This is a genomic window from Streptomyces sp. NPDC044002, from assembly GCF_056434525.1.
This window is the reverse complement of record NZ_JBWKEZ010000007.1, coordinates 27,743-47,493: the sequence shown is the minus strand read 5'-3', so window position 1 is coordinate 47,493 and position 19,751 is coordinate 27,743. Positions and strand designations below refer to the sequence as shown.

Genomic DNA, 19,751 nt, shown 5'->3' with positions numbered 1-19,751 from the left:
ACCTGCGTCACCCGGCTGGCGCCAACCCCCACCCCCGGGCGTAACCCCCGGGCCCGGCGTGTCCCGGTCCCGTCCTGTGCACGCCCCCGCTCAGGCGGCGCGCACGGCGAGGACCAGGAAGCGGGCGTCCTCGTCGGCGTACGAGGTCATCCGCCAGCCGGAACCGGACAGCAGCGGGCCGAGGTTGTGCTCGGCCCGCAGGTCGTCCGGGGTCAGCTCGCGGCCGTGGCGCGCGGCGAGCGCGGCTCGCCCGATGGGGTGGAAGAGCGCGAGCCGGCCGCCGGGGCGGACCACGCGGGCGAGCTCGCGCAGGTTCTCGGCGGGATCGGGCAGGTGGGCGATCAGCCCGGCGGCGAAGACCGCGTCCAGCACCCCGTCCCGCAGCGGCAGCCGGGCCACGTCGGCCCGCAGCAGGGTCCCCTCGCGGTCGCGGCCGGCCCGTCGCGCCTCGGCCAGCATCTGCGCGGTCAGGTCCACGCCGAGCACGGTTCCGGACGGCCCGACGGCCGCGCGGAGCGGGACCAGCGCCCGGCCGGTCCCGCAACCCGCGTCGAGCACCCGCTCCCCGGGTCCCACGCCGAACTCCGACACGGCGGTCGCGAAGGCGGGGCCGTCCTCCGGGAACTTCCCGTCCCAGGCGGCCGCGCGGGCCCCGAAGAACTCCTGCACATGCGTGTGGTCTTCGTTCGTACGACTCATACGGCTCATGCACACATGATCCCGCACCGTCCCGAGCCCTGCGGACCGTGCACAAGGTGACACGTGGTGTGATCGGAGTTGAACGTCTCTCTGTCATATTCCAGCAGTTGCAGCGGCTTTCGAAATGCGCCCCTTGTTCGCGCCCTCACCCGGACTAGCGTCCCGTGGCCATGGGACACCTGGACCACGCCGCCTATGGCTGGCTGACACCCGCACTGTCGTACGTGATGGCGTCGATCGGCGCCGCCCTCGGCCTGCGCTGCACCGTCCGCGCGCTCGCCGCGACCGGCGCCTCCCGCCGCAACTGGCTCCTCACCGCCGCCTCCGCCATCGGCACCGGCATCTGGACGATGCACTTCATCGCCATGCTCGGCTTCCACGTCACCGGCACCGAGATCCACTACAACGTGCCGCTGACCCTGCTCAGCCTGCTCGTCGCCATGGCCGTCGTCGGCGCCGGGGTCTTCGCCGTCGGCTACGGCAGGGACCGCGGCCGCTCCCTCGTCCTCGGAGGCCTGACCACCGGACTCGGGGTCGCGAGCATGCACTACCTCGGCATGGCCGCCCTGCGCCTGCACGGCCGGATCGAGTACGACCCGCTCACCGTCGGCCTCTCGGTCGCCATCGCCGTCGTCGCCGCCACCGCCGCGCTGTGGGCCGCCCTCAACATCAAGTCGCCGGTGGCCGTCGCCGTGGCCTCCCTCGTCATGGGCGCCGCCGTCAGCAGCATGCACTACACCGGCATGATCGCCGTCTCCGTCCGCGTCACCCCCTCGGACGCGGCACTGCCCGGAGCCACGGCCCTGCAGTTCATCTTCCCGCTCGCGGTCGGGCTCGGCTCCTACCTCTTCATCACGGCCGCCTTCGTGGCGCTCTCCCCGACGGCGGACGAGCGGGCGGCATCGGCCTCCGCCCCCGCGTCGGCGGCTCCCGCGCCGGCCGGCCGGGAGCCCGCGTCCGGGACGGCTCCCGGCGCAGGCTTCGCCCCCGCTCCCGGCGCCGCCGCCGGCTTCGCCCCCGCTCCCGGCACCGCCGCCGGCGCCGCCCCCGGCTTCGCTCCCGCCGCCGGCGCGGCGGCACGGCGGCTCGGCGAAGGCCCCCTCCCCTCCCGCTGACCCCCGCCCGCCCCCTGAGGATCCGTACCGCCCCGGAACGAGGAGCCCATGCGCAGACCCCGCACAAGACCGGAAGCCGCGCCGCCACGGCAGCCCCCGTCGCGCGGCCGCCGCGCGCACGCCGGTCCCCCCGCCGCGGAACCGCCGGAGCCCGCACCCCGCCCCGCCCCGGCCGGGCGCGCCGGCACCGGCCTGGCCGGCGGGCCGTGGGAGCGGCTGCGGCCCGCCACCGTCCGGGCGAAGATCGTCTCCCTGCTGATGGTCCCGGTCGTCTCGCTGCTCGCCCTCTGGGGCTTCGCCACCGTCAGCACCGCCCAGGAGATAGCCCGGCTCAGCCGGGTCCGCCAGGTCGACGCCGAGATACGCACCCCCGTCGCCGCCGCCCTCACCGAGATCCAGGCCGAGCGCCGGGCCGCCGTCCGCTTCCTGGCCGACCCCGCCTCCGGTGAGGCCTCCGCCCTCGAACAGCAGTCCCGCCGCACCGACGAAGCCGTACGCCGGCTGCGCCTCGGCGACCGGCACACCGTCGCCGACTCCGGCGACTACCGCACCGACACCGTCGCCCGCCTCGGCGCCTTCGTCGCCGCCGCGGAGGCACTCGGCCCCGCCCGCAAGGACGTCGCCGCCCGCCGCGCCACCCCCGAGGGCGCCTACGAGACCTACACCCGCGTCGCCGACTCCGCCCTCGCCGCCGAGGGCGCCCTCTCCGGCGGCTCCGACGCCGAACTCGGCCCCGACGCCCGGGTGCTGCTGGAGTTCGCCCGGGCCGGCGAGCTGCTGTCCCGGGAGGACGCGCTGCTGGCCCTGCCCGGCCCCCGCACCGCCGACGCGCAGCGCCGCCTGGCCGGCGCCGTGGAGGCCCGCCGCACCCTCACCGCCGCCACCGCGCGCGACCTCCCCGCGGCCCAGCGTTCCGTCTGGGAGGCCGTCTCGAAGGGCACCCCCTACGCCGAGCTCACCGCCGCCGAGGACCGGGCCCTGGCCGCCGCCCCCGCACCGGCCCCGAACCCCGTCCCGGCCGCCGCTACCTCCGCCCCCGCGGCGTCGGCGGCAGCCTTGGCGGCGCGCGAGGTCCGCGGGGTGCCCGCCGGCTGGGACGCCGCCTACACGGCGGTGAGCGGCTCGATGCGCGACGTGCGGCAGGCCGCGCACGCCCGGTCCGCCGGGCGCGCCGACCCGCTCGCCGAAGGCGCGTTCACTCCGGCCGGCGCCGCGGTGCTGCTGGGCCTGGCGGCGGTGGCCGCCTCGCTGGTGATCTCCGTACGGATCGGCCGCGCCCTGGTGGTGGAGCTGGTCTCCCTGCGCAACACCGCGCTGGAGATCGCCCACCGCAAACTCCCGCAGGCCATGGAACGGCTGCGCGCCGGACGGGCCGCGGACATCGACGTCGAGGCCGAGGCCCCGTCCGGGCCGCCCGCCGAGGACGAGATCACGCAGGTCGGCGAAGCCCTGTCCACCGTCCACCGGGCCGCCCTCAGCGCCGCCGTCGAACGCGCCGAACTCGCCAGCGGGGTGAGCGGGGTCTTCGTCAACCTCGCCCGGCGCAGTCAGGTCCTGGTGCACAAGCAGCTCGACCTGCTCGACTCCATGGAGCGCCGCGCAGACGACCCGGGCGAACTCGGCGACCTCTTCCGCCTCGACCACCTCACCACCCGGATGCGCCGCCACGCCGAAAGCCTGATCATCCTCTCGGGTGCGGCCCCGGGCCGGGCCTGGCGGATGCCGGTGCCGCTGACCAACGTCGTGCGCGCCGCCGTCTCGGAGATCGAGGACTACCCGCGCGTGGAGGTCCGCCGGCTCGCCGAGGCGGCCGTCGTCGGCGGATCCGTCGCCGACCTCACCCACCTGCTCGCCGAACTGATCGAGAACGCCACCCAGTTCTCCCCGCCGCACACCAGGGTCCGCGTCAGCGGCGAACCCGTCGGCGCCGGCTACGTCCTGGAGGTCGAGGACCGCGGACTCGGCATGGGCCGCGAGGCGCTCGCGGAGGCCAACCGCCGGATCGAGCACTGCGAGGACCTCGACCTCTTCGACAGCGACCGGCTCGGCCTGTTCGTGGTCAGCAGGCTCTCGGCGCGCCACGGGATCCAGGTCCACCTGCGTCCCTCGCCGTACGGGGGCACCACCGCCGTGGTGCTGCTGCCCAACTCCCTGCTCCAGGGGGCGATCGAGGCCCCGCCCGCCGCCGGTACGGTGCAGGAGCAGGAGCCGGAGCCCTCGTCCGGGTCCGCGCCGGAGCCGATGCCCGGCGCCGTACGCGCGACCGCGCCCGTACGCGCGACCGCGCCCGGGCCGTCGGCCGCGGCCGGGCCCGATGCCGGACCGCGCCCGGCGCCGGTACCCGCCCCCGTGGCACCGCTGCGGCCGCGCGGCCCCGGCGGCACGGTCGTCCGTACCGCACCGGCAGCCGCGCCCGTGCCCGAGCCGGCCGCCTCGGTGACCGAGCTGCCGCGCCGCGTACGCCAGGCCAGCCTGGTCCCCCAGCTCCGCGAGGCCCCCGCGGCCGACCGGGCGCCGGCCGGTGCCCGGCCCGCCGCGGAGGCGCCGGACCGCAGTCCGGAGCAGGCGCGCGACCGGATGGCCGCCTACCGGGCCGGGTGGGCGCGCGGCTCCCAGGACGATTCCCCCCACGCAGGCACCGAAGGAGAAGTGTGATGACCGAACACCACAGGACCGCCCTCGACGGCATCCGCAGATCCGGCGAACTGGACTGGCTGCTCGACGAACTCGTGATGCGGGTCCGTGAGGTCCGCCACGCGGTGGTGCTGTCCAACGACGGGCTGGCGGTGGGCTCCTCCAGCGCCCTGGGCAGGGAGGACGCCGAGCACCTGGCGGCGGTCGCCTCCGGCTTCCACAGCCTCGCCAAGGGTGCCGGCCGGCACTTCCGCGCCGGGACCGTGCGGCAGACGATGGTCGAGATGGACGAGGGGTTCCTCTTCGTCGCGGCTGCCGGGGACGGCTCCTGCCTGGCCGTCCTCAGCACCGCCGGCGCCGACATCGGGCTGATCGCGTACGAGATGGCCCGGCTGGTCAAACGGGTCGGCGAACACCTCTACACACCGCCCCGGTTCGCGGTCCGCCCCCCGGCCGCCGGGTGAGGACGGCGGTCCGGCACATGGACGGCCAGTGGTACGACGCCGAGGCGGGCCCGCTGGTCCGCCCGTACGCCATGACCGGAGGGCGTACGAAACCGGGCCCGCACGGGGTCCGGTTCGACCTGATCGCCCTGGTCGTGGTGGATCCGGAGGCGGCCGGCACGGGGGACGAGGCCCTGCTCGGCCCGGAGCACCGGACCCTGCTCGGGCTCTGCCGCTCCGAGACGCAGTCGGTCGCGGAGCTCGCCGCCGAGGCGGACCTCCCGGTTGGCGTGGTGCGGGTGCTGCTGGGCGACCTGCTGGAGGCGGGACACGTGCGGGTCAGCCGGCCGGTGCCGCCCGCCCAGCTGCCGGACGAGCGGATTCTGCGGGAAGTCATCGAGGGATTGCGAGCACTGTGATGGGACTGCACGACAACGGCACGACGGGTCCCGGGAGTTCGGGTGCGGGCGCCGCGGCCGAGGAGGAACTGGCCGCGCTCGCCCTGAAGATCCTCGTGGCCGGCGGCTTCGGCGTCGGCAAGACCACGCTCGTGGGCGCGGTCAGCGAGATCAGGCCGCTGCGCACGGAGGAGCTGCTGAGCGAGGCGGGCGAGCTCGTCGACGACACGGGCGGCGTGGACCAGAAGACCACGACCACCGTGGCCATGGACTTCGGCCGCATCACCATCCGGGCGGGCCTGTCGCTCTACCTGTTCGGGACGCCCGGCCAGGACCGGTTCTGGTTCCTGTGGGACGAGCTGTCGCAGGGCGCGCTCGGGGCGGTCGTCCTCGCCGACACCCGGCGGCTGGAGGACTGCTTCCCGGCGGTGGACTACTTCGAGCACCGGCGGATCCCGTTCGTGGTGGCCGTCAACTGCTTCAGCGGCGCACGGAGTTACGCCTCGGACGAGGTGTCGCGGGCGCTGGACCTGGAGCAGGGGACCCCGGTGGTGCTGTGTGACGCGCGGGACAAGGACTCGGGGAAGGAAGTGCTGATCAGGCTGGTGGAGTACGCGGGCCGGGTGCACACGGCCCGGCTCCTCGACGCCGTCGGCCCGTAGGCCGTGGCGTGCGGATCGGGCAGGGCCGTCAAGGGGCCGGATTCCGCCCCTTGACGGCCTTCTCGCCGGTGGTGAAGACGACGGCGGCCGCGGTCGGAACGGAGCAGATGGGAGCGGTGTGCGGGCTTCCGTCCCCGCCGGCCGCGGACGGGGGCGGGGTACGGGCGCGGCGGCGGCCGAACGCCCGCCATTCCTCTTGAGTCATCTTCCGTGCCATGCGTCCATCCTCCTTGCCGGAAAGCCCCTGGTGGGGAAGGCTTGCGGCACGACCAAGCGGGGCGGGGCGCGGCCACGTCGGCCGGGTCAACGGGGAGGGGCTGGAAATGGCACTGGACAAGCAGCTCGACTGGCTGTTGGACGATCTGACGCGCAGGGTCCAGCAGGTCCGGCACGCGGTGGTCCTGTCGAACGACGGGCTGGTGACGGCCGCGAGCGCGGGGCTGGCGCGGGAGGACGCGGAGCACCTGGCGGCCGTCGCGGCCGGTCTGCAGAGCCTCGCGAAGGGCTCCGGACGGCACTTCCGGGCGGGCGAGGTCCGTCAGACGATGGTCGAGTACGACGAGGGGTTCCTCTTCGTGGTGGCGGCCGGCTCCGGCAGCTGCCTGTGCGCGCTGAGCGCGGCGGAGGCCGACATCGTGCAGGTGGCGTACGAGATGACGCTGCTGGTCAACCGGGTCGGGGAGCACCTTGGCGTCGCGGAGCGGCGGATCACCGGCGGCTGAGGCCGGGCCCGGTCCGGGCCATGGGTTATCCACAGGCCCCGCGCGCCGGCTTCACTCCCGGTTACGGTCTTCACACAGAGTGATCGGCGCTCGTGGGGGAGGACTGTGATGAAGGTGGATACGGCGGCGTGCGCGCCGCTCAGCGGGATCCGTGCGGCCGGAGAACTGGGCCTGAGCCGGGGCGAGTTCGCCCGGGCCGTCCAGCTGGGACTGGTCCGCCCCGGCTCCCGGTCGGCGGGCGGGGCCGTCCGCTTCACCCGGGCCGAGCTGGACCGGGTCAGGGCGGGGGAGGGGTTCCCGCGGGAGCTGCGCGCGAGGGTCGAGACCGCGGCCGGCGCCGACGCGGGGGCGCGGGTGCTGGAGGTGGGGCCGAGCCGGTTCACCCGGCTCGCGCGCTGCGGGCGCATCACGCCCGTCGGCTACCGGATCAACCGCTACCGGGCCGTCGTGTGGCTCTACCTGGCCGCGGAGCTGCGGGAGTTCGCCGCCCGGGAGCCGGGGCTGCTGAGCGGGGCCGCGCCCCCGGAGGACCGGGAGCTGATGGCGGCCGGGGCGGACCTGCGGCCGCGCAGGTGGCGGGAGCGGCACGTGGGACTGCTGCTGAGACGGACCGCCGACCCCTGGGCGCGGGCGGCCGTACTGGCGTCCGTGCTCCCGGAGGAGGAGGTACGGGCGGCCGTGCCCGACCCGGCGGAGCGGATCCTGCTCGCCGCCCTCGCCCCGCCCCCGCCCTACGGCCACCCCCGGGTTCCGGCGGCCGAGGCGGTGGCCCGGCCGCTGCTGCTGGCGGAGCCCCCGGAGGAGGTGCGCGGCTACCGGGCCGGCCTGGACCGCGCCCTGGCGGATGTGCGCGGTCAGTCGAACTCGACGGGGGAGAGGGGGCCGACGTAGACCCAGGCCCCGCCGTCGCGGGAGAAGGAGCTGTGCTCGTGCAGCGAGCCGGTGTGGCCGCCCTCGCGGTAGTGGGCGCGGAACTCCACCGCCCCCTCCGTCTCGAACATCCCGCCGCGCTCGGTGGCGAGGATCTCCAGGCGCTCCCAGCGCTGGTCCGGATCCAGGTCGAGCCGGCCCGGGCGGGTCGAGGGGTGCCAGGAGCGCATGAGGTAGGCGGTGTCGCCGACCGCGAAGGCGCTGAAGCGGGACCGCATCAGCAGCTCGGCGGTGGGCGCCTGCCGGGCGCCGGAGTGGAAGCGGCCGCAGCAGTCCGCGTAGGAGGCGGGCAGCCCGCAGGGGCAGGGGAGGGCCGGGGTCGGCATCGGTGCGATCAGCTCTTCGGTGAGGAGGGCGGTCGGGCGGTCGGGAAGGGGCGGGCGGTCGGCAGGGAGCGGGCGCCCGGGGCGTCGAGGGCGCCCGGATGTCACTGGGGCGAAACGGCGGGCCTTGCCTTCTCGGCCGGGTACGGGCGGAAGAGGCCCTCCTGCACCACGGACACCAGCAGCCTGCCCTCCAGGTCGTAGATGCGGCCGCGCGCCAGCCCTCGGCCGCCGTGGGCGATGGGCGACTCCTGGTCGTACAGGAACCACTCGTCGGCCCGGAACGGCCGGTGGAACCACATGGCGTGGTCCAGCGAGGCCATGTCGAAACCGCGCATGCCCCACAGCGGCTCCACGGGGATGCGCACGGCGTCGAGGAGGGTCATGTCACTGGCGTAGGTGAGGGCGCAGGTGTGCACGAGCGGGTCGTCGCCCAGCGGGCCGACCGCCCGCATCCACACCGCGCTGCGCGGATCGGCGTCCTTGAGCTCCTCGGGGGTCCAGCGGAGCCGGTCCACGTACCGGATGTCGAAGGGCTGGCGGCGGGCCATCCGCTCCAGCGCCTCGGGCAGGGTGCCCAGGTGCTCGCGGATCTCGTCCGCGACCTTCGGCAGCGTGTCCGGGTGCGGGAATTCGAGGCGGGGAGGCAGCTGGTGCTCGATGCTGCCCTCCTCCGGGTGATGGAAGGAGGCGGTCAGGTTGAAGATGGTCTTGCCCTGCTGGACGGCGGTGACCCGGCGCGTGGTGAAGGAGCGCCCGTCGCGCACCCGCTCCACCTGGTACACGATCGGTACCCCGGGAATGCCCGGGCGCAGGAAGTACGAGTGCAGCGAGTGGACCGGCCGGTCGCTCTCGGTGGTCCGGCCGGCGGCCACCAGCGCCTGGCCGGCGACCTGCCCGCCGAACACGCGCTGGAGGGACTCCTGGGGGCTGGCCCCCCGGAAGATGTTGACCTCGATCTGCTCCAGGTCGAGCAGATCGACCAGTTTCTCGGCGGGGTTCGTCATCACAGGTTCTCCACTGTCGGGTCCGGCGGGCCGGGCGGGGCCGCCCGCGGTGGCTTGCGGATTCCGGTCAGAGCTCGCCGAGCTCGCCGACCGAGGTGACCCGGATGACGGCCCGGCCCTCCTCGTCGGACGCGGCGAGGTCGACCTCGGCGCTGATGCCCCAGCCATGGTCGCCGTTCGGGTCGGCGAAGGTCTGGCGGACGCGCCACAGGCCGTGCGCCGGGTCCTCCTCGATCTGGAGGAGCCTCGGGCCGCGCGCGTCGGGGCCGGTGCCGAGGTCGTCGTACTCGTCCCAGTACGCGTCCATGGCCTCGCCCCAGGCGTCGGCGTCCCAGCCGGACTCGGCGTCGAGCTCGCCCAGCTGGTCGACGTGGTCCAGGGCCGCGAGCTCGACCCGGCGGAACATGGCGTTGCGGACCAGCACGCGGAAGGCGCGGGAGTTGGCCGTGACCGGCTTGACCTGGTCGGCCTTCTCCTGGGCCTGCTCCGCCGTCTCCACCTCCGGGTTCGCCAGCTGCTCCCACTCGTCGAGGAGGCTGGAGTCGACCTGGCGGACCAGCTCGCCCAGCCAGGCGATGAGGTCTTCCAGGTCCTCGGACTTCAGGTCGTCGGGGATGGTGTGGTCCAGCGCCTTGTACGCGCTGGCCAGGTAGCGCAGGACGATGCCCTCGGTGCGGGCCAGCTCGTAGAAGGAGGTGAACTCGGTGAAGGTCATCGCGCGCTCGTACATGTCGCGGATGATCGACTTCGGGGAGACGGGGTGGTCCCGCACCCACGGGTGGCTCTTGCTGTAGACGTCGTAGGCGTGGACGAGCAGCTCTTCGAGGGGCTTGGGATAGGTCACCTCCTGGAGGCGCTCCATCCGCTCCTCGTACTCGATCCCGTCGGCCTTCATCGCGCCGACCGCGATGCCCCGCTCCTTGTTCTGCTGGGCCGCCAGGATCTGGCGCGGGTCGTCCAGCGTGGACTCGACGACGGAGACCATGTCCAGGGCGTAGGAGGGGGACTCCGGGTCCAGCAGGTCGAAGGCGGCCAGCGCGAAGGTGGACAGCGGCTGGTTCAGCGCGAAGTCCTGCTGGAGGTCGACGGTGAGCCGGATCGTGCGGCCCTCGGCGTCCGGGGTGTCGAGCTTCTCGACGACGCCGCCGTCCAGCAGCGAACGGTAGATCGCGATGGCCCGGCGGATGTGGCGCAGCTGGGCCTTGCGCGGCTCGTGGTTGTCCTCCAGGAGGTGGCGCATTGCCTGGAAGGCGTCGCCGGGACGGGCGATCACCGAGAGCAGCATGATGTTGGTGACCTTGAAGCGGGAGGTCAGCGGCTCCGGGTCGGCGGCGATCAGCTTCTCGAAGGTGGTGTCCGACCAGGCCACGAAGCCCTCGGGGGCCTTCTTGCGGACCACCTTGCGGCGCTTCTTCGGGTCGTCGCCGGCCTTCGCGAGGGCCTTCTCGTTCTCGATGACGTGCTCGGGAGCCTGCGCGACCACGAAGCCGGCGGTGTCGAACCCGGCCCGGCCGGCCCGGCCGGCGATCTGGTGGAACTCCCGCGCGCGCAGCGTGCGGACGCGGTTGCCGTCGTACTTGGTGAGCGCGGTGAACAGCACCGTGCGGATGGGGACGTTGACGCCCACGCCGAGGGTGTCGGTGCCGCAGATGACCTTCAGCAGGCCGGCCTGGGCCAGCTTCTCGACCAGGCGCCGGTACTTGGGCAGCATGCCCGCGTGGTGGACGCCGATGCCGTGGCGGACGTAGCGGGAGAGGTTCTGGCCGAACTTGGTGGTGAAGCGGAAGTTGCCGATCAGCTCCGCGATCTTGTCCTTCTCCTCGCGGGTGCACATGTTGATGCTCATCAGCGACTGCGCCCGCTCGACCGCCTGGGCCTGGGTGAAGTGCACGATGTAGACCGGGGCCTGCCGGGTCTCCAGCAGCTCGGTGATGGTGTCGGTGATCGGCGTGGTCACGTACTCGTACGAGAGCGGCACGGGCCGGGTCGCGGAGCGGACCACCGAGGTCGGGCGGCCGGTCCGGCGGGTCAGGTCGTCCTCGAACCGCTTCACGTCGCCGAGGGTCGCCGACATCAGGACGAACTGCGCCTGGGGCAGTTCCAGCAGCGGGATCTGCCAGGCCCAGCCGCGGTCCGGCTCCGCGTAGAAGTGGAACTCGTCCATCACGACCTGGCCGATGTCGGCGTACTTGCCGTCGCGCAGGGCGATGGAGGCCAGCACCTCGGCGGTGCAGCAGATCACCGGGGCGTCGGCGTTCACGGACGCATCGCCGGTCAGCATGCCGACGTTCTCGGTGCCGAAGAGCTTGCACAGGTCGAAGAACTTCTCCGACACCAGCGCCTTGATGGGCGCGGTGTAGAAGGTGACCTTGTCCTGGGCCAGTGCGGTGAAGTGCGCCCCGGCCGCCACGAGGCTCTTGCCGGACCCGGTCGGGGTCGACAGGATCACGTTCGCGCCGGAGACGACCTCGATCAGTGCCTCCTCCTGTGCCGGGTACAGGGTGATGCCCTGGTCCTCCGCCCACGAGGAGAAGGCCTCGAAGAGGGCGTCGGGGTCGGCGGTCGGCGGGAGCTGATCAATGAGGGTCACGCCCCCCATCTTGCCTGGCTTCCCCCCGGAAGAGGGAACCGGCGGACGGAACGAAGATCATCGCGGGTACGCTGGGCCGTCGCGGCGGCCCGACCGGAACCCTCCACAGGGCCCCACCACAACAGGAGCGGGGCGGGGAACGAGCATGATGGGGCCGGCACACTCACTGTCAGGGGCGGCGGCCTGGCTGGGGGTGGGCGCGGCCGCGGCGGCGTCCGGACACCCGATGCCCTGGCCGGTGCTGGTCGTCGGCGCCCTCATCTGCGCCGGCGCGGCCCTCGCCCCCGACCTCGACCACAAGTCGGCGACGATCTCGCGCGCCTTCGGCCCCCTTTCCCGGGGCCTGTGCGAGGTGGTCGACAAGCTCTCCTACGCCGTCTACAAGGCGACCCGCTCCCCGCGCGACGCCCGCCGCAGCGGGGGCCACCGCACCCTGACCCACACCTGGCTCTGGGCCGTGCTGATAGGCGCCGGTTCCTCGGCCGTCGCGGTCGGCTTCGACCGCTGGGGCGTGCTGGCGATCCTCTTCGTGCACCTGGTGCTGGCCGTCGAGGGACTGCTGTGGCGGGCGGCCCGGATGTCCAGCGACGTCCTGGTCTGGCTCCTCGGCGCGACCAGTGCGTGGATCCTGGCCGGGGTGCTCGACGAGCCGGGCAACGGCGCGGGCTGGCTGTTCACCGGCCCGGGCCAGGAGTACCTCTGGCTCGGCCTGCCGGTCCTCCTCGGCGCTCTGGTCCACGACATCGGCGACGCGCTGACGGTCTCCGGCTGCCCGGTCCTGTGGCCCCTGCCCATAGCGGGCAAGCGCTGGTACCCGGTGGGCCCGCCGAAGATGATGCGCTTCCGAGCCGGAAGCTGGGTCGAGCTCAAGGTGCTCATGCCGGTCTTCATGCTCCTCGGCGGCATGGGCGGCGCGGCGGCCCTCGGCTTCATCTGAGCCCCCGGCCGCCCGCCGCCGCCACACCCGCGCCCCGGCCCCGTCAGCCGTGCCAGGACCGCCACAGGGCCGCGTACGCCCCGTCGGCCGCCACCAGTTCGTCGTGCGAGCCGAGTTCGCTGATCCGGCCGCCCTCGACCACCGCGATCACGTCCGCGTCGTGCGCGGTGTGCAGCCGGTGCGCGATCGCGATCACGGTCCGGCCGTCCAGCACCCGCGCCAGCGAACGCTCCAGGTGCCGGGCCGCACGCGGGTCCAGCAGCGAGGTCGCCTCGTCCAGCACCAGCGTGTGCGGATCCGCCAGCACCAGCCGGGCCAGCGCGACCTGCTGGGCCTGGGCCGGGGTCAGCGCGCTCCCGCCGGAGCCCACCTCGGTGTCCAGTCCCGCCTCCAGGGCCCGCGCCCAGCCGTCGGCGTCCACCGCGCCCAGCGCCGCCCACAGCTCGGCGTCCGCCGCACCCGTCCGGGCCAGGCGCAGGTTGTCCCGCAGGGTCCCCACGAACACGTGGTGCTCCTGGTTGACCAGCGCCACGTGCTCGCGCACCCGCTCCGCCGGCATCCGCGACAGCCGGGCCCCGCCGAGCGTGACCTCGCCCGTCCGCGGCGCGTAGACGCCCGCCAGCAGCCGGCCCAGCGTGGACTTGCCCGCCCCCGAAGGACCCACCAGTGCCATCCGGGTGCCCGGCGGCACGGACATCGACACCCGGTGCAGGACGTCCACGCCCTCCCGGTAGCCGAAGCGGACCTCCTGCGCCCGCACGTCCCGGCCCTCCGGGGCGACCGCCCGGTCACCGGCGTCCGGCTCGATCTCCCGCACGCCCACCAGCCGCGCCAGCGACACCTGCGCGATCTGCAGCTCGTCGTACCAGCGCAGGATCAGGCCGATCGGGTCGACCATCATCTGCGCCAGCAGCGCCCCCGTGGTCAGCTGGCCCACCGACATCCAGCCCCGCAGCACGCAGTAGCCGCCGACCAGCAGCACCGCGCCGAGGATCGTCACATAGGTGACGTTGACGACGGGGAACAGGACCGTCCGCAGGAACAGCGTGTACCGCTCCCACGCCGTCCACTCCTTGATCCGCCGCTCCGACAGCTCGATCCGCCGCCCGCCCAGGCGGTGCGCTTCGACGGTGCGCCCCGCGTCGACCGTCTCGGTCAGCACGGCCGCGACCGCCGCGTACCCGGCGGACTCCGAACGGTAGGCCGCGGGAGCCCGCCGGAAGTACCAGCGGCACCCGACGACCAGCACCGGCAGGGCCACCAGCGCGGCCAGCGCCAGCGGCGGCGCGGTGACCGCGAGCGCGCCGTACAGCAGCCCGGCCCACACCACGCCGATCGCCAGCTGCGGCACGGCCTCGCGCATCGCGTTGGCCAGCCGGTCGATGTCGGTGGTGATCCGCGACAGCAGGTCGCCGGTGCCGGCCCGCTCCAGGACGCCCGGCGGCAGGCCGACCGACCGCACCAGGAAGTCCTCGCGCAGGTCGGCCAGCATCTCCTCGCCGAGCATCGCCCCGCGCAGCCGCACCAGCCGCACGAAGCAGGTCTGCACGGCCAGCGCGAGCGCGAAGAGCAGCGCCACGCGCCCCAGGTGGAGTTCGCGCGCCCCCGCAGAGAGGTCGTCCACGACCTGCCCCAGCAGGTACGGGCCGGCCATGGAGGCGACCACCGCGACCGCGTTGACCGCCACCAGCAGCACGAAGGCCCGCCGGTGCCGCAGCAGCAGCCCGCGCACGTAGCCCCGTACGGTCGCCGACGTGCCCACCGGCAGGGTGGCGGCCGTCTCGGGGGCCGCCGGGTCGTAGGACGGCGGAGCCACGCCGATCATGCGGATTCCTCGATCCCTGTGAGTTCCTCGGCCGGTACGGCCGGTACGGCCGGCACATCCGGTACGGCCGCGCCGGCCCCGGCCGACCGCTGTTCCTCTTCCGTCTCCCGGGTGACGACCGCCCGGTAGCGGGGCTCCCCGCGCATCAGCCCGCGGTGGGTGCCCGCCGCCACCGCCTTCCCCTCGTGGACCAGGACGACCCGGTCCGCGCGGTCCAGCAGCAGCGGCGAGGAGGCCAGCACCACCGTCGTGCGCCCGGCGCGCAGCTCCGCGATCCCCTCGGCGATCCGCGCCTCGGTGTGCGAGTCCACCGCCGACGTCGGCTCGTCCAGCACGAGCACCTCCGGGTCGGTCAGCAGGGACCTGGCCAGCGCGAGCCGCTGGCGCTGCCCGCCCGACAGGGACCGGCCGCGCTCGGTGATCCGGGCGTCCATCGGGTCCTCCACGCCCTCGGGGGCCGACTGGAGCAGGGCGTCCAGCACGTCCCCGCACCGGGCGGCGGCCAGCGCGGCGGCCGCCGTGACCGACCCGGAGGCCGGTACGTCGAACAGCTCCCGCAGCGTCCCGGACAGCAGCACCGGGTCCTTGTCCTGTACGAGGACCAGCCCGCGCGCGGCGTCCAGCGCGAGTTCGTCCAGCGCGACCCCGCCCAGCAGCACCGGGGCCGCCGCGCCGGCGCCGTCCACCGGGTGCCCGCCGAGCCGCTCCGCGAGCCGTCCCGCCAGGTCCGGGTCCCCGCACACGACCGCCGTGAACCGCCCGCCCGGAGCCAGCAGCCCCGTCCCCGGGTCGTACAGGTCCCCGCCCGGCGCCGGAGCGGCCGCCGGCCCGGCCGCGGATCCCTCCGTCCCGTCCTCCGTACGCGTCAGCGACAGAACGCGGGCCGCCCGCGCCGCCGAGGGCCGCGAGAAGGAGTAGGCCTGCGCGATCTCCTCGAAGTGCCGCAGCGGGTACAGCATCGTGGCCACGGCGCTGAAGGCCGCGACGAGTTCGCCGACCGCCAGCCGGCCGTCCCGCACGAGCACCGCCCCGTACCAGACCACGGTGATCAGCAGGGCGCCCGGCAGCAGCACCTGGATCGCGGAGATCAGCGCCCACATCCGGGCGCTGCGCACGGCCGCCTCGCGGACCTCCTGGGAGGCCTCCCGGTAGCGGCCCAGGAACAGTTCCTCACCGCCGATGCCGCGCAGCACCCGCAGGCCCGCCACGGTGTCCGAGGCCAGCTCTGTGGCCCTGCCCGCCTTCTCCCGCTGGAGGTCCGCCCGCCGCGTGGCGCGGGGCAGCAGCGGCAGCACCGACAGGGCGAGCACCGGCAAGCCCGCCGCGACGACCACGCCGATGGCCGGCGCGTAGAAGAGCAGGCCCACGCAGAGGGCGACGACCGCGAAGGCGGCGGCGAGGAAGCGGGACACCGCCTCGACGAACCATCCGATCTTCTCGACGTCACCCGTCGAAACGGTCGTGACCTCTCCCGCCGCGACCCGGCGGGTCAGTGCCGAGCCCAGCTCGGCGGTCTTGCGGGCGAGGAGCTGCTGCACCCGCGCGGCCGCGGTGATCCAGTTGGTGACGGCGGTGCGGTGGAGCATGGCGTCGCCGGCCGAGATGGCCACCCCGGACAGCAGCAGCAGTCCGCCGGCCAGCAGCAGCCCGCCGCCGTCGCGGTCCACGACGGCCCCGACGCCCACCCCGACCGTGTACGGGAGCCCGGCCACCCCGCAGAAGTGCACGAGGCCCCAGGCCAGGCTCCGGGCCTGGCCGCCGAGCTGCCCCCGGCCCAGCCACCAGAGGAACCGGGGCCCGGAGCGGGCGTCGGGTACCCCGGGATCCGGATAGGGAAGATCGCTGATCTGCATGACGCCCCATGACTGGTCGAATGAGTGCAACCCGCGCAAGGTTCGTCTCATGGACCGGACCGCGGCAATCGATTTTCCGGCCCGGGGGCGCGTGCACGGCGCCTGCTCCCGCGTACGCGCTCCTTTGTGCGCCGGCCCGTTCAGGGGCGCGTCGCGCGCTCCAGCTCGACCAGCACCGAGTGGTAGGGGCGGCCCGTGGCCCGGTCCATGCCCACCTCGCACATCCGGTTCGCCGACAGGTACGCGTCGAACTGCCGTGCCGTCACCTCCGCGGCCTCCCGCGCCGTCGCCGCGGCCGTCAGTTCCGGGTGCAGCATCCCCCGGTCGCCCGCGAAGGCGCAGCAGCCCGCGTCGTCCGGGACCACCACCTCCGCGGCGCAGGCCCCGGCCACGGCCCGCAGCTGCGCCTCGTCGCCGAGGTGCCGCGTCGAGCAGGTCGGGTGGAGGACGGCCGAGCCGACGGTGCGCCGGACCTCCAGGTGCGGCAGCAGCTCCTCCGCCGCCCACACGACGGAGTCGACGATCCGCAGCTCGGCGTGGAGGGCCAGGTTGTCCGCGGTCAGGAACGGGACCACCTCGCGGGCGAGGCCCAGGGTGCAGGAGGACGCGTCCACCACCAGCGGGAGGCGGCCCCCGGCGGTCCAGCCCCAGGCGGCCTCGACGATCCGGTTGGCCATCAGCCGGTTGCCGGCCTCGTAGCCCTTGGAGTGCCAGATCGTCGCGCAGCAGGTACCGGCCACGTCGCGGGGGATCCACACCGGCTTGCCGGCCCGCTCCGACACGGCCACCACCGCCTCCGGCAGCGACGGACCGGGATCCCCCGCGGGCCCGCCGAAGATCCGGTTGACGCAGGCCGGGTAGTACACGGCGGCCGCGCCCACCCGCCGGGTCGCGGGCAGCCGGCGCGCGGCGGCCCCGGGCACCTGCGGCAGCCACTCGGGCACCAGGTCGGGGCGCACGGCCTTGCGCGCCGCCCCCGTGACGGCCTCCAGCACCCGGTCCCCGAGGGCGTGCGTGATCTTCCCGGAGGCGGCCACGGCCAGCCGGGCACCGGCCTCGACGGCCCGGAACCGCCGGGCGGCCAGCTCGGCGGCCCGCTCCTCGCGCGCACTGTGCCGGCGGTGGCGGAAGTCCCGCATCAGCGCGCCAGTGTCGATTCCGACCGGGCAGGCGAGCATGCAGGTGGAGTCGCCCGCGCAGGTGTCGACGGCGTCGTAGCCGTAGGCGTCGAGCAGCGCGGCGAGCACGGGGGAGCCCGGCCGCTGGCGGGTCATCTCGCGGCGCAGCACGATCCGCTGGCGCGGAGTGGTCGTCAGGTCCCCGCTGGGGCAGGTCGGTTCGCAGAACCCGCACTCGATGCAGGGGTCGGCCACGTCCTCCACCCGCGGGATCGTCTTCAGCCCGCGCAGGTGGGCCTGCGGGTCCCGGTCGAGCAGGACGCGCGGGGCCAGCACCGAGTCCGGGTCGACGAGCCGCTTGGTGCGCCACATGAGGTCGGCCGCTTCGGCCCCCCACTCCAGCTCCAGGAAGGGGGCCATGTTGCGGCCGGTGGAGTGCTCGGCCTTCAGCGAGCCGTCGAACCGTTCCACCGTGAGGTGGCAGAAGGCGTCCATGAAGGCCGCGTACCGGTCGACGTCGGCGGGCTCGGCGGCGTCGAAGGCCAGCAGGAAGTGCAGGTTGCCGTGGGCGGCGTGACCGGCGACGGCGGCGTCGAAGCCGTGCTCCGCCTGGAGCGCCAGCAGCGCCTCGCAGGCCTCCGCCAGCCGCGACGGCGGCACCGCGAAGTCCTCGGTGATCAGGGTGGTGCCGGGCGGGCGGGCCCCGCCGACGGCGGTGACGAAGGCCTTGCGGGCCTTCCAGTACCCGGCGATGGCGGCCGGGTCGCTCGTGAAGGCGTTGGTGATCGAGGGGACCGGTGCGACCAGCTGCAGGGCGGGCAGCACCGCGGCCGCGCGGCGCTCGTACTCGGCGCGGGCCCCCGCGTCCGGCGCCCGGAACTCCACCAGCAGCGCGGCGGTGTCCTTCGGCAGCTCCGCCCAGTCGGCGGGCACGCCCGCGACGCTGACCGAGGCGCGCAGGGTGTTCCCGTCCATCAGCTCGACGGCGATGGCGCCCGCCTCGTTGAACAGCGGTACGGCGGCGGCCGCGGCGGGCACGGACGGGAAGAAGAGCAGCGCGCTCGTGAGCTCGCGGTCCAGGGGCAGGGTGTCGAAGACGACCTCGGCGATGAAGCCGAGCGTGCCCTCCGAGCCGACCATCAGGCCGCGCAGGATCTCGACGGGCGTGGTGCCGTCCAGGTAGGCGTCGAGCCGGTAGCCGGTGGTGTTCTTGATCTCGTACTTGGCCCGGATCCGGGCGACGAGGGCCGGATCCGCCTCGATCTCCCGCTTGAGCTCCATCAGCCCGTGGCACAGGCCCGGTTCCGCGCGGGCCAGCTCCTCGTCCGCGAGCGGGTCGGCGGTGTCCACGACGGTGCCGGTCGGCAGGACCAGGGTGAGGGAGGACAGGGTGCGGTACGAGTTCCTCGTGGTCCCGGCCGTCATGCCGGAGGAGTTGTTGGCGACGACCCCGCCGAGGGTGCAGGCGACGGCGCTGGCCGGGTCCGGGCCCAGGATCCGGCCGTGCCGGGCGAGGGCGGCATTGGCCCGGAACACGGTGGTGCCGGGCCGGATGCGGGCGCGCCGGCCCTCCTCCAGGACCTCGACGCCGGCCCAGTGGCGGCGTACGTCGACGAGGATGTCCTCGCCCTGGGCCTGGCCGTTCAGGGAGGTCCCGGCGGCCCGGAAGACCACCTCGCGCTGTTTCCCGTGGGCGTACGAGAGGACGGCGGAGACGTCGTCGATGTCCTCGGCGACCACCACGACCTGCGGGACGAACCGGTAGGGGGAGGCGTCGGTGGCGTAGCGGACCAGGTCGGAGACCTTCCACAGCACCTTCTCGGCGCCGAGCAGCTCGCTCAGCTCGGCGCGCAGGGCCGGCGGGGTGCCGCCGGCCAGGTGCTCGGGGACCCGGTCGGGGGCGGGGGCGCCGGTGCCGCGCGGGCGCAGGGCTCCCGGCTTCGGTTCGAGCAGCGGCATGAGCAGCCCCTTCGTCCGTCGCGGGTCCGGTACGGGCGCCGGGGCCGGCGCCCGTACCGCCCGTCTCAGCAGCGGCGCTCGGCGGGAGCGTCCGTGAGCGCGTTCAGCAGGCCGCCGAGCACCTCGCGCTGTCCGGCGGTCAATGGAGCAAGGATCTCCTCTGCGGCGTCGGTCCGCGCGTTGCGCAGACGGCGCAGCGTGGCGCGACCGGTTTCGGTGAGCTCGATCCGGATCACGCGGCGGTTCGCGGGGTCGGGCACGCGGCGCACGCAGTCGGCGGCCTCCAGCCCGTCCACGAGGGTGGTCACGGCACGCGGTACGACCTCAAGGCGCGTTGCCAGGTCGGCCATACGGGGCGGCTGGCCGCCGCCGTAGTGCGAGACGAGGCGCAGCAGCCGGCCCTGGGCGGGGGTGATCCCGAGGGGCTCCATGTGGTGCTTCTGGATGCGGTGGAGCCGGCGCGTGAGGCGCAGCAGCTGCTCGGCGAGGACGCCGTCGGTGGAATCGCGGGTGTCGGTCTCGGAACCGGTGCTCAT

General features: G+C 74.6%; 16 protein-coding genes and 1 pseudogene. 8 read left to right on the top strand and 9 right to left on the bottom strand.

Features of this window, described 5'->3' with window-relative positions; all coding sequences use genetic code 11:
* Nucleotides 1-90: 90 nt before the first annotated feature.
* Nucleotides 91-708, bottom strand: coding sequence for a class I SAM-dependent methyltransferase (locus AC07A6_RS07560; RefSeq protein WP_385761293.1), 618 nt, complete (start codon nucleotides 706-708; stop codon nucleotides 91-93).
* A 161-nt stretch (nucleotides 709-869) separates the two neighbouring features.
* Here AC07A6_RS07560 and AC07A6_RS07555 point away from each other — a divergent pair.
* From AC07A6_RS07555 to AC07A6_RS07535, 5 genes and pseudogenes are all read left to right on the top strand, one after another.
* A pseudogene (locus AC07A6_RS07555) lies at nucleotides 870-1,613 on the top strand (MHYT domain-containing protein); the annotation flags it as partial.
* Nucleotides 1,614-1,862: 249 nt separating this feature from the next.
* On the top strand, nucleotides 1,863-4,469 hold the full coding sequence (locus AC07A6_RS07550; RefSeq protein ID WP_478776413.1) for a sensor histidine kinase: 2,607 nt from the start codon (nucleotides 1,863-1,865) through the stop codon (nucleotides 4,467-4,469).
* Nucleotides 4,469-4,912, top strand: a complete 444-nt coding sequence (locus tag AC07A6_RS07545) for a roadblock/LC7 domain-containing protein (RefSeq protein WP_362462592.1) — start codon at nucleotides 4,469-4,471, stop codon at nucleotides 4,910-4,912. The genes AC07A6_RS07550 and AC07A6_RS07545 overlap by 1 nt, the downstream gene beginning before the upstream one ends.
* A 17-nt stretch (nucleotides 4,913-4,929) precedes the next feature.
* Complete coding sequence (locus AC07A6_RS07540) at nucleotides 4,930-5,310, top strand: DUF742 domain-containing protein (protein ID WP_385761301.1); 381 nt, start codon at nucleotides 4,930-4,932, stop codon at nucleotides 5,308-5,310.
* Nucleotides 5,310-5,951, top strand: a complete 642-nt coding sequence (locus AC07A6_RS07535) for a GTP-binding protein (protein WP_362462586.1) — start codon at nucleotides 5,310-5,312, stop codon at nucleotides 5,949-5,951. Before AC07A6_RS07540 ends, AC07A6_RS07535 begins: the two co-directional genes overlap by 1 nt.
* Before the next feature lie 28 nt (nucleotides 5,952-5,979).
* Here AC07A6_RS07535 and AC07A6_RS07530 read toward each other — a convergent pair whose 3' ends face one another.
* Nucleotides 5,980-6,168 (bottom strand): hypothetical protein, encoded by a 189-nt coding sequence (locus AC07A6_RS07530; protein ID WP_386270794.1) that lies wholly within the window; start codon nucleotides 6,166-6,168, stop codon nucleotides 5,980-5,982.
* Between the two features lie 106 nt (nucleotides 6,169-6,274).
* Between AC07A6_RS07530 and AC07A6_RS07525 the strand changes: the two genes are divergently transcribed.
* Together AC07A6_RS07525 and AC07A6_RS07520 are read left to right on the top strand one after the other, a co-directional pair.
* Nucleotides 6,275-6,673, top strand: a complete 399-nt coding sequence (locus AC07A6_RS07525; RefSeq protein ID WP_042800536.1) for a roadblock/LC7 domain-containing protein — start codon at nucleotides 6,275-6,277, stop codon at nucleotides 6,671-6,673.
* 108 nt (nucleotides 6,674-6,781) lie between these two features.
* Nucleotides 6,782-7,564, top strand: a complete 783-nt coding sequence (locus tag AC07A6_RS07520; protein WP_362462580.1) for a DUF6397 family protein — start codon at nucleotides 6,782-6,784, stop codon at nucleotides 7,562-7,564.
* Here AC07A6_RS07520 and AC07A6_RS07515 read toward each other — a convergent pair.
* The 3 genes from AC07A6_RS07515 to AC07A6_RS07505 form a co-directional block, all read right to left on the bottom strand.
* Nucleotides 7,528-7,929 (bottom strand): YchJ family protein, encoded by a 402-nt coding sequence (locus tag AC07A6_RS07515; protein ID WP_478776412.1) that lies wholly within the window; start codon nucleotides 7,927-7,929, stop codon nucleotides 7,528-7,530. The genes AC07A6_RS07520 and AC07A6_RS07515 overlap by 37 nt on opposite strands.
* Nucleotides 7,930-8,030: 101 nt before the next feature.
* On the bottom strand, nucleotides 8,031-8,933 hold the full coding sequence (locus AC07A6_RS07510; protein ID WP_478776411.1) for an acyl-CoA thioesterase: 903 nt from the start codon (nucleotides 8,931-8,933) through the stop codon (nucleotides 8,031-8,033).
* A 67-nt stretch (nucleotides 8,934-9,000) separates the two neighbouring features.
* On the bottom strand, nucleotides 9,001-11,523 hold the full coding sequence (locus AC07A6_RS07505; protein WP_125602893.1) for a DEAD/DEAH box helicase: 2,523 nt from the start codon (nucleotides 11,521-11,523) through the stop codon (nucleotides 9,001-9,003).
* A 145-nt stretch (nucleotides 11,524-11,668) separates the two neighbouring features.
* Here AC07A6_RS07505 and AC07A6_RS07500 point away from each other — a divergent pair, with 145 nt between their 5' ends.
* Nucleotides 11,669-12,460 carry a metal-dependent hydrolase gene (locus AC07A6_RS07500; protein ID WP_362462570.1) on the top strand — a complete coding sequence of 264 codons (792 nt, stop codon included), beginning with the start codon at nucleotides 11,669-11,671 and terminating at the stop codon, nucleotides 12,458-12,460.
* A gap of 43 nt (nucleotides 12,461-12,503) precedes the next feature.
* Here the strand turns inward: AC07A6_RS07500 and AC07A6_RS07495 are convergent, their stop codons facing one another.
* The 4 genes from AC07A6_RS07495 to AC07A6_RS07480 form a co-directional block, all read right to left on the bottom strand.
* The gene (locus tag AC07A6_RS07495; RefSeq protein WP_362462567.1) at nucleotides 12,504-14,285 is read right to left on the bottom strand and encodes an ABC transporter ATP-binding protein; all 1,782 of its coding nucleotides are present in this window, start codon (nucleotides 14,283-14,285) and stop codon (nucleotides 12,504-12,506) included.
* The gene (locus tag AC07A6_RS07490; protein WP_478776410.1) at nucleotides 14,282-16,138 is read right to left on the bottom strand and encodes an ABC transporter transmembrane domain-containing protein; all 1,857 of its coding nucleotides are present in this window, start codon (nucleotides 16,136-16,138) and stop codon (nucleotides 14,282-14,284) included. Before AC07A6_RS07490 ends, AC07A6_RS07495 begins: the two co-directional genes overlap by 4 nt.
* A gap of 140 nt (nucleotides 16,139-16,278) precedes the next feature.
* On the bottom strand, nucleotides 16,279-19,215 hold the full coding sequence (locus tag AC07A6_RS07485) for an FAD-binding and (Fe-S)-binding domain-containing protein (protein WP_478776409.1): 2,937 nt from the start codon (nucleotides 19,213-19,215) through the stop codon (nucleotides 16,279-16,281).
* A 65-nt stretch (nucleotides 19,216-19,280) separates the two neighbouring features.
* Entirely contained in the window at nucleotides 19,281-19,751 is a 471-nt protein-coding gene (locus AC07A6_RS07480) for a MarR family winged helix-turn-helix transcriptional regulator (RefSeq protein WP_362462558.1), read from the bottom strand.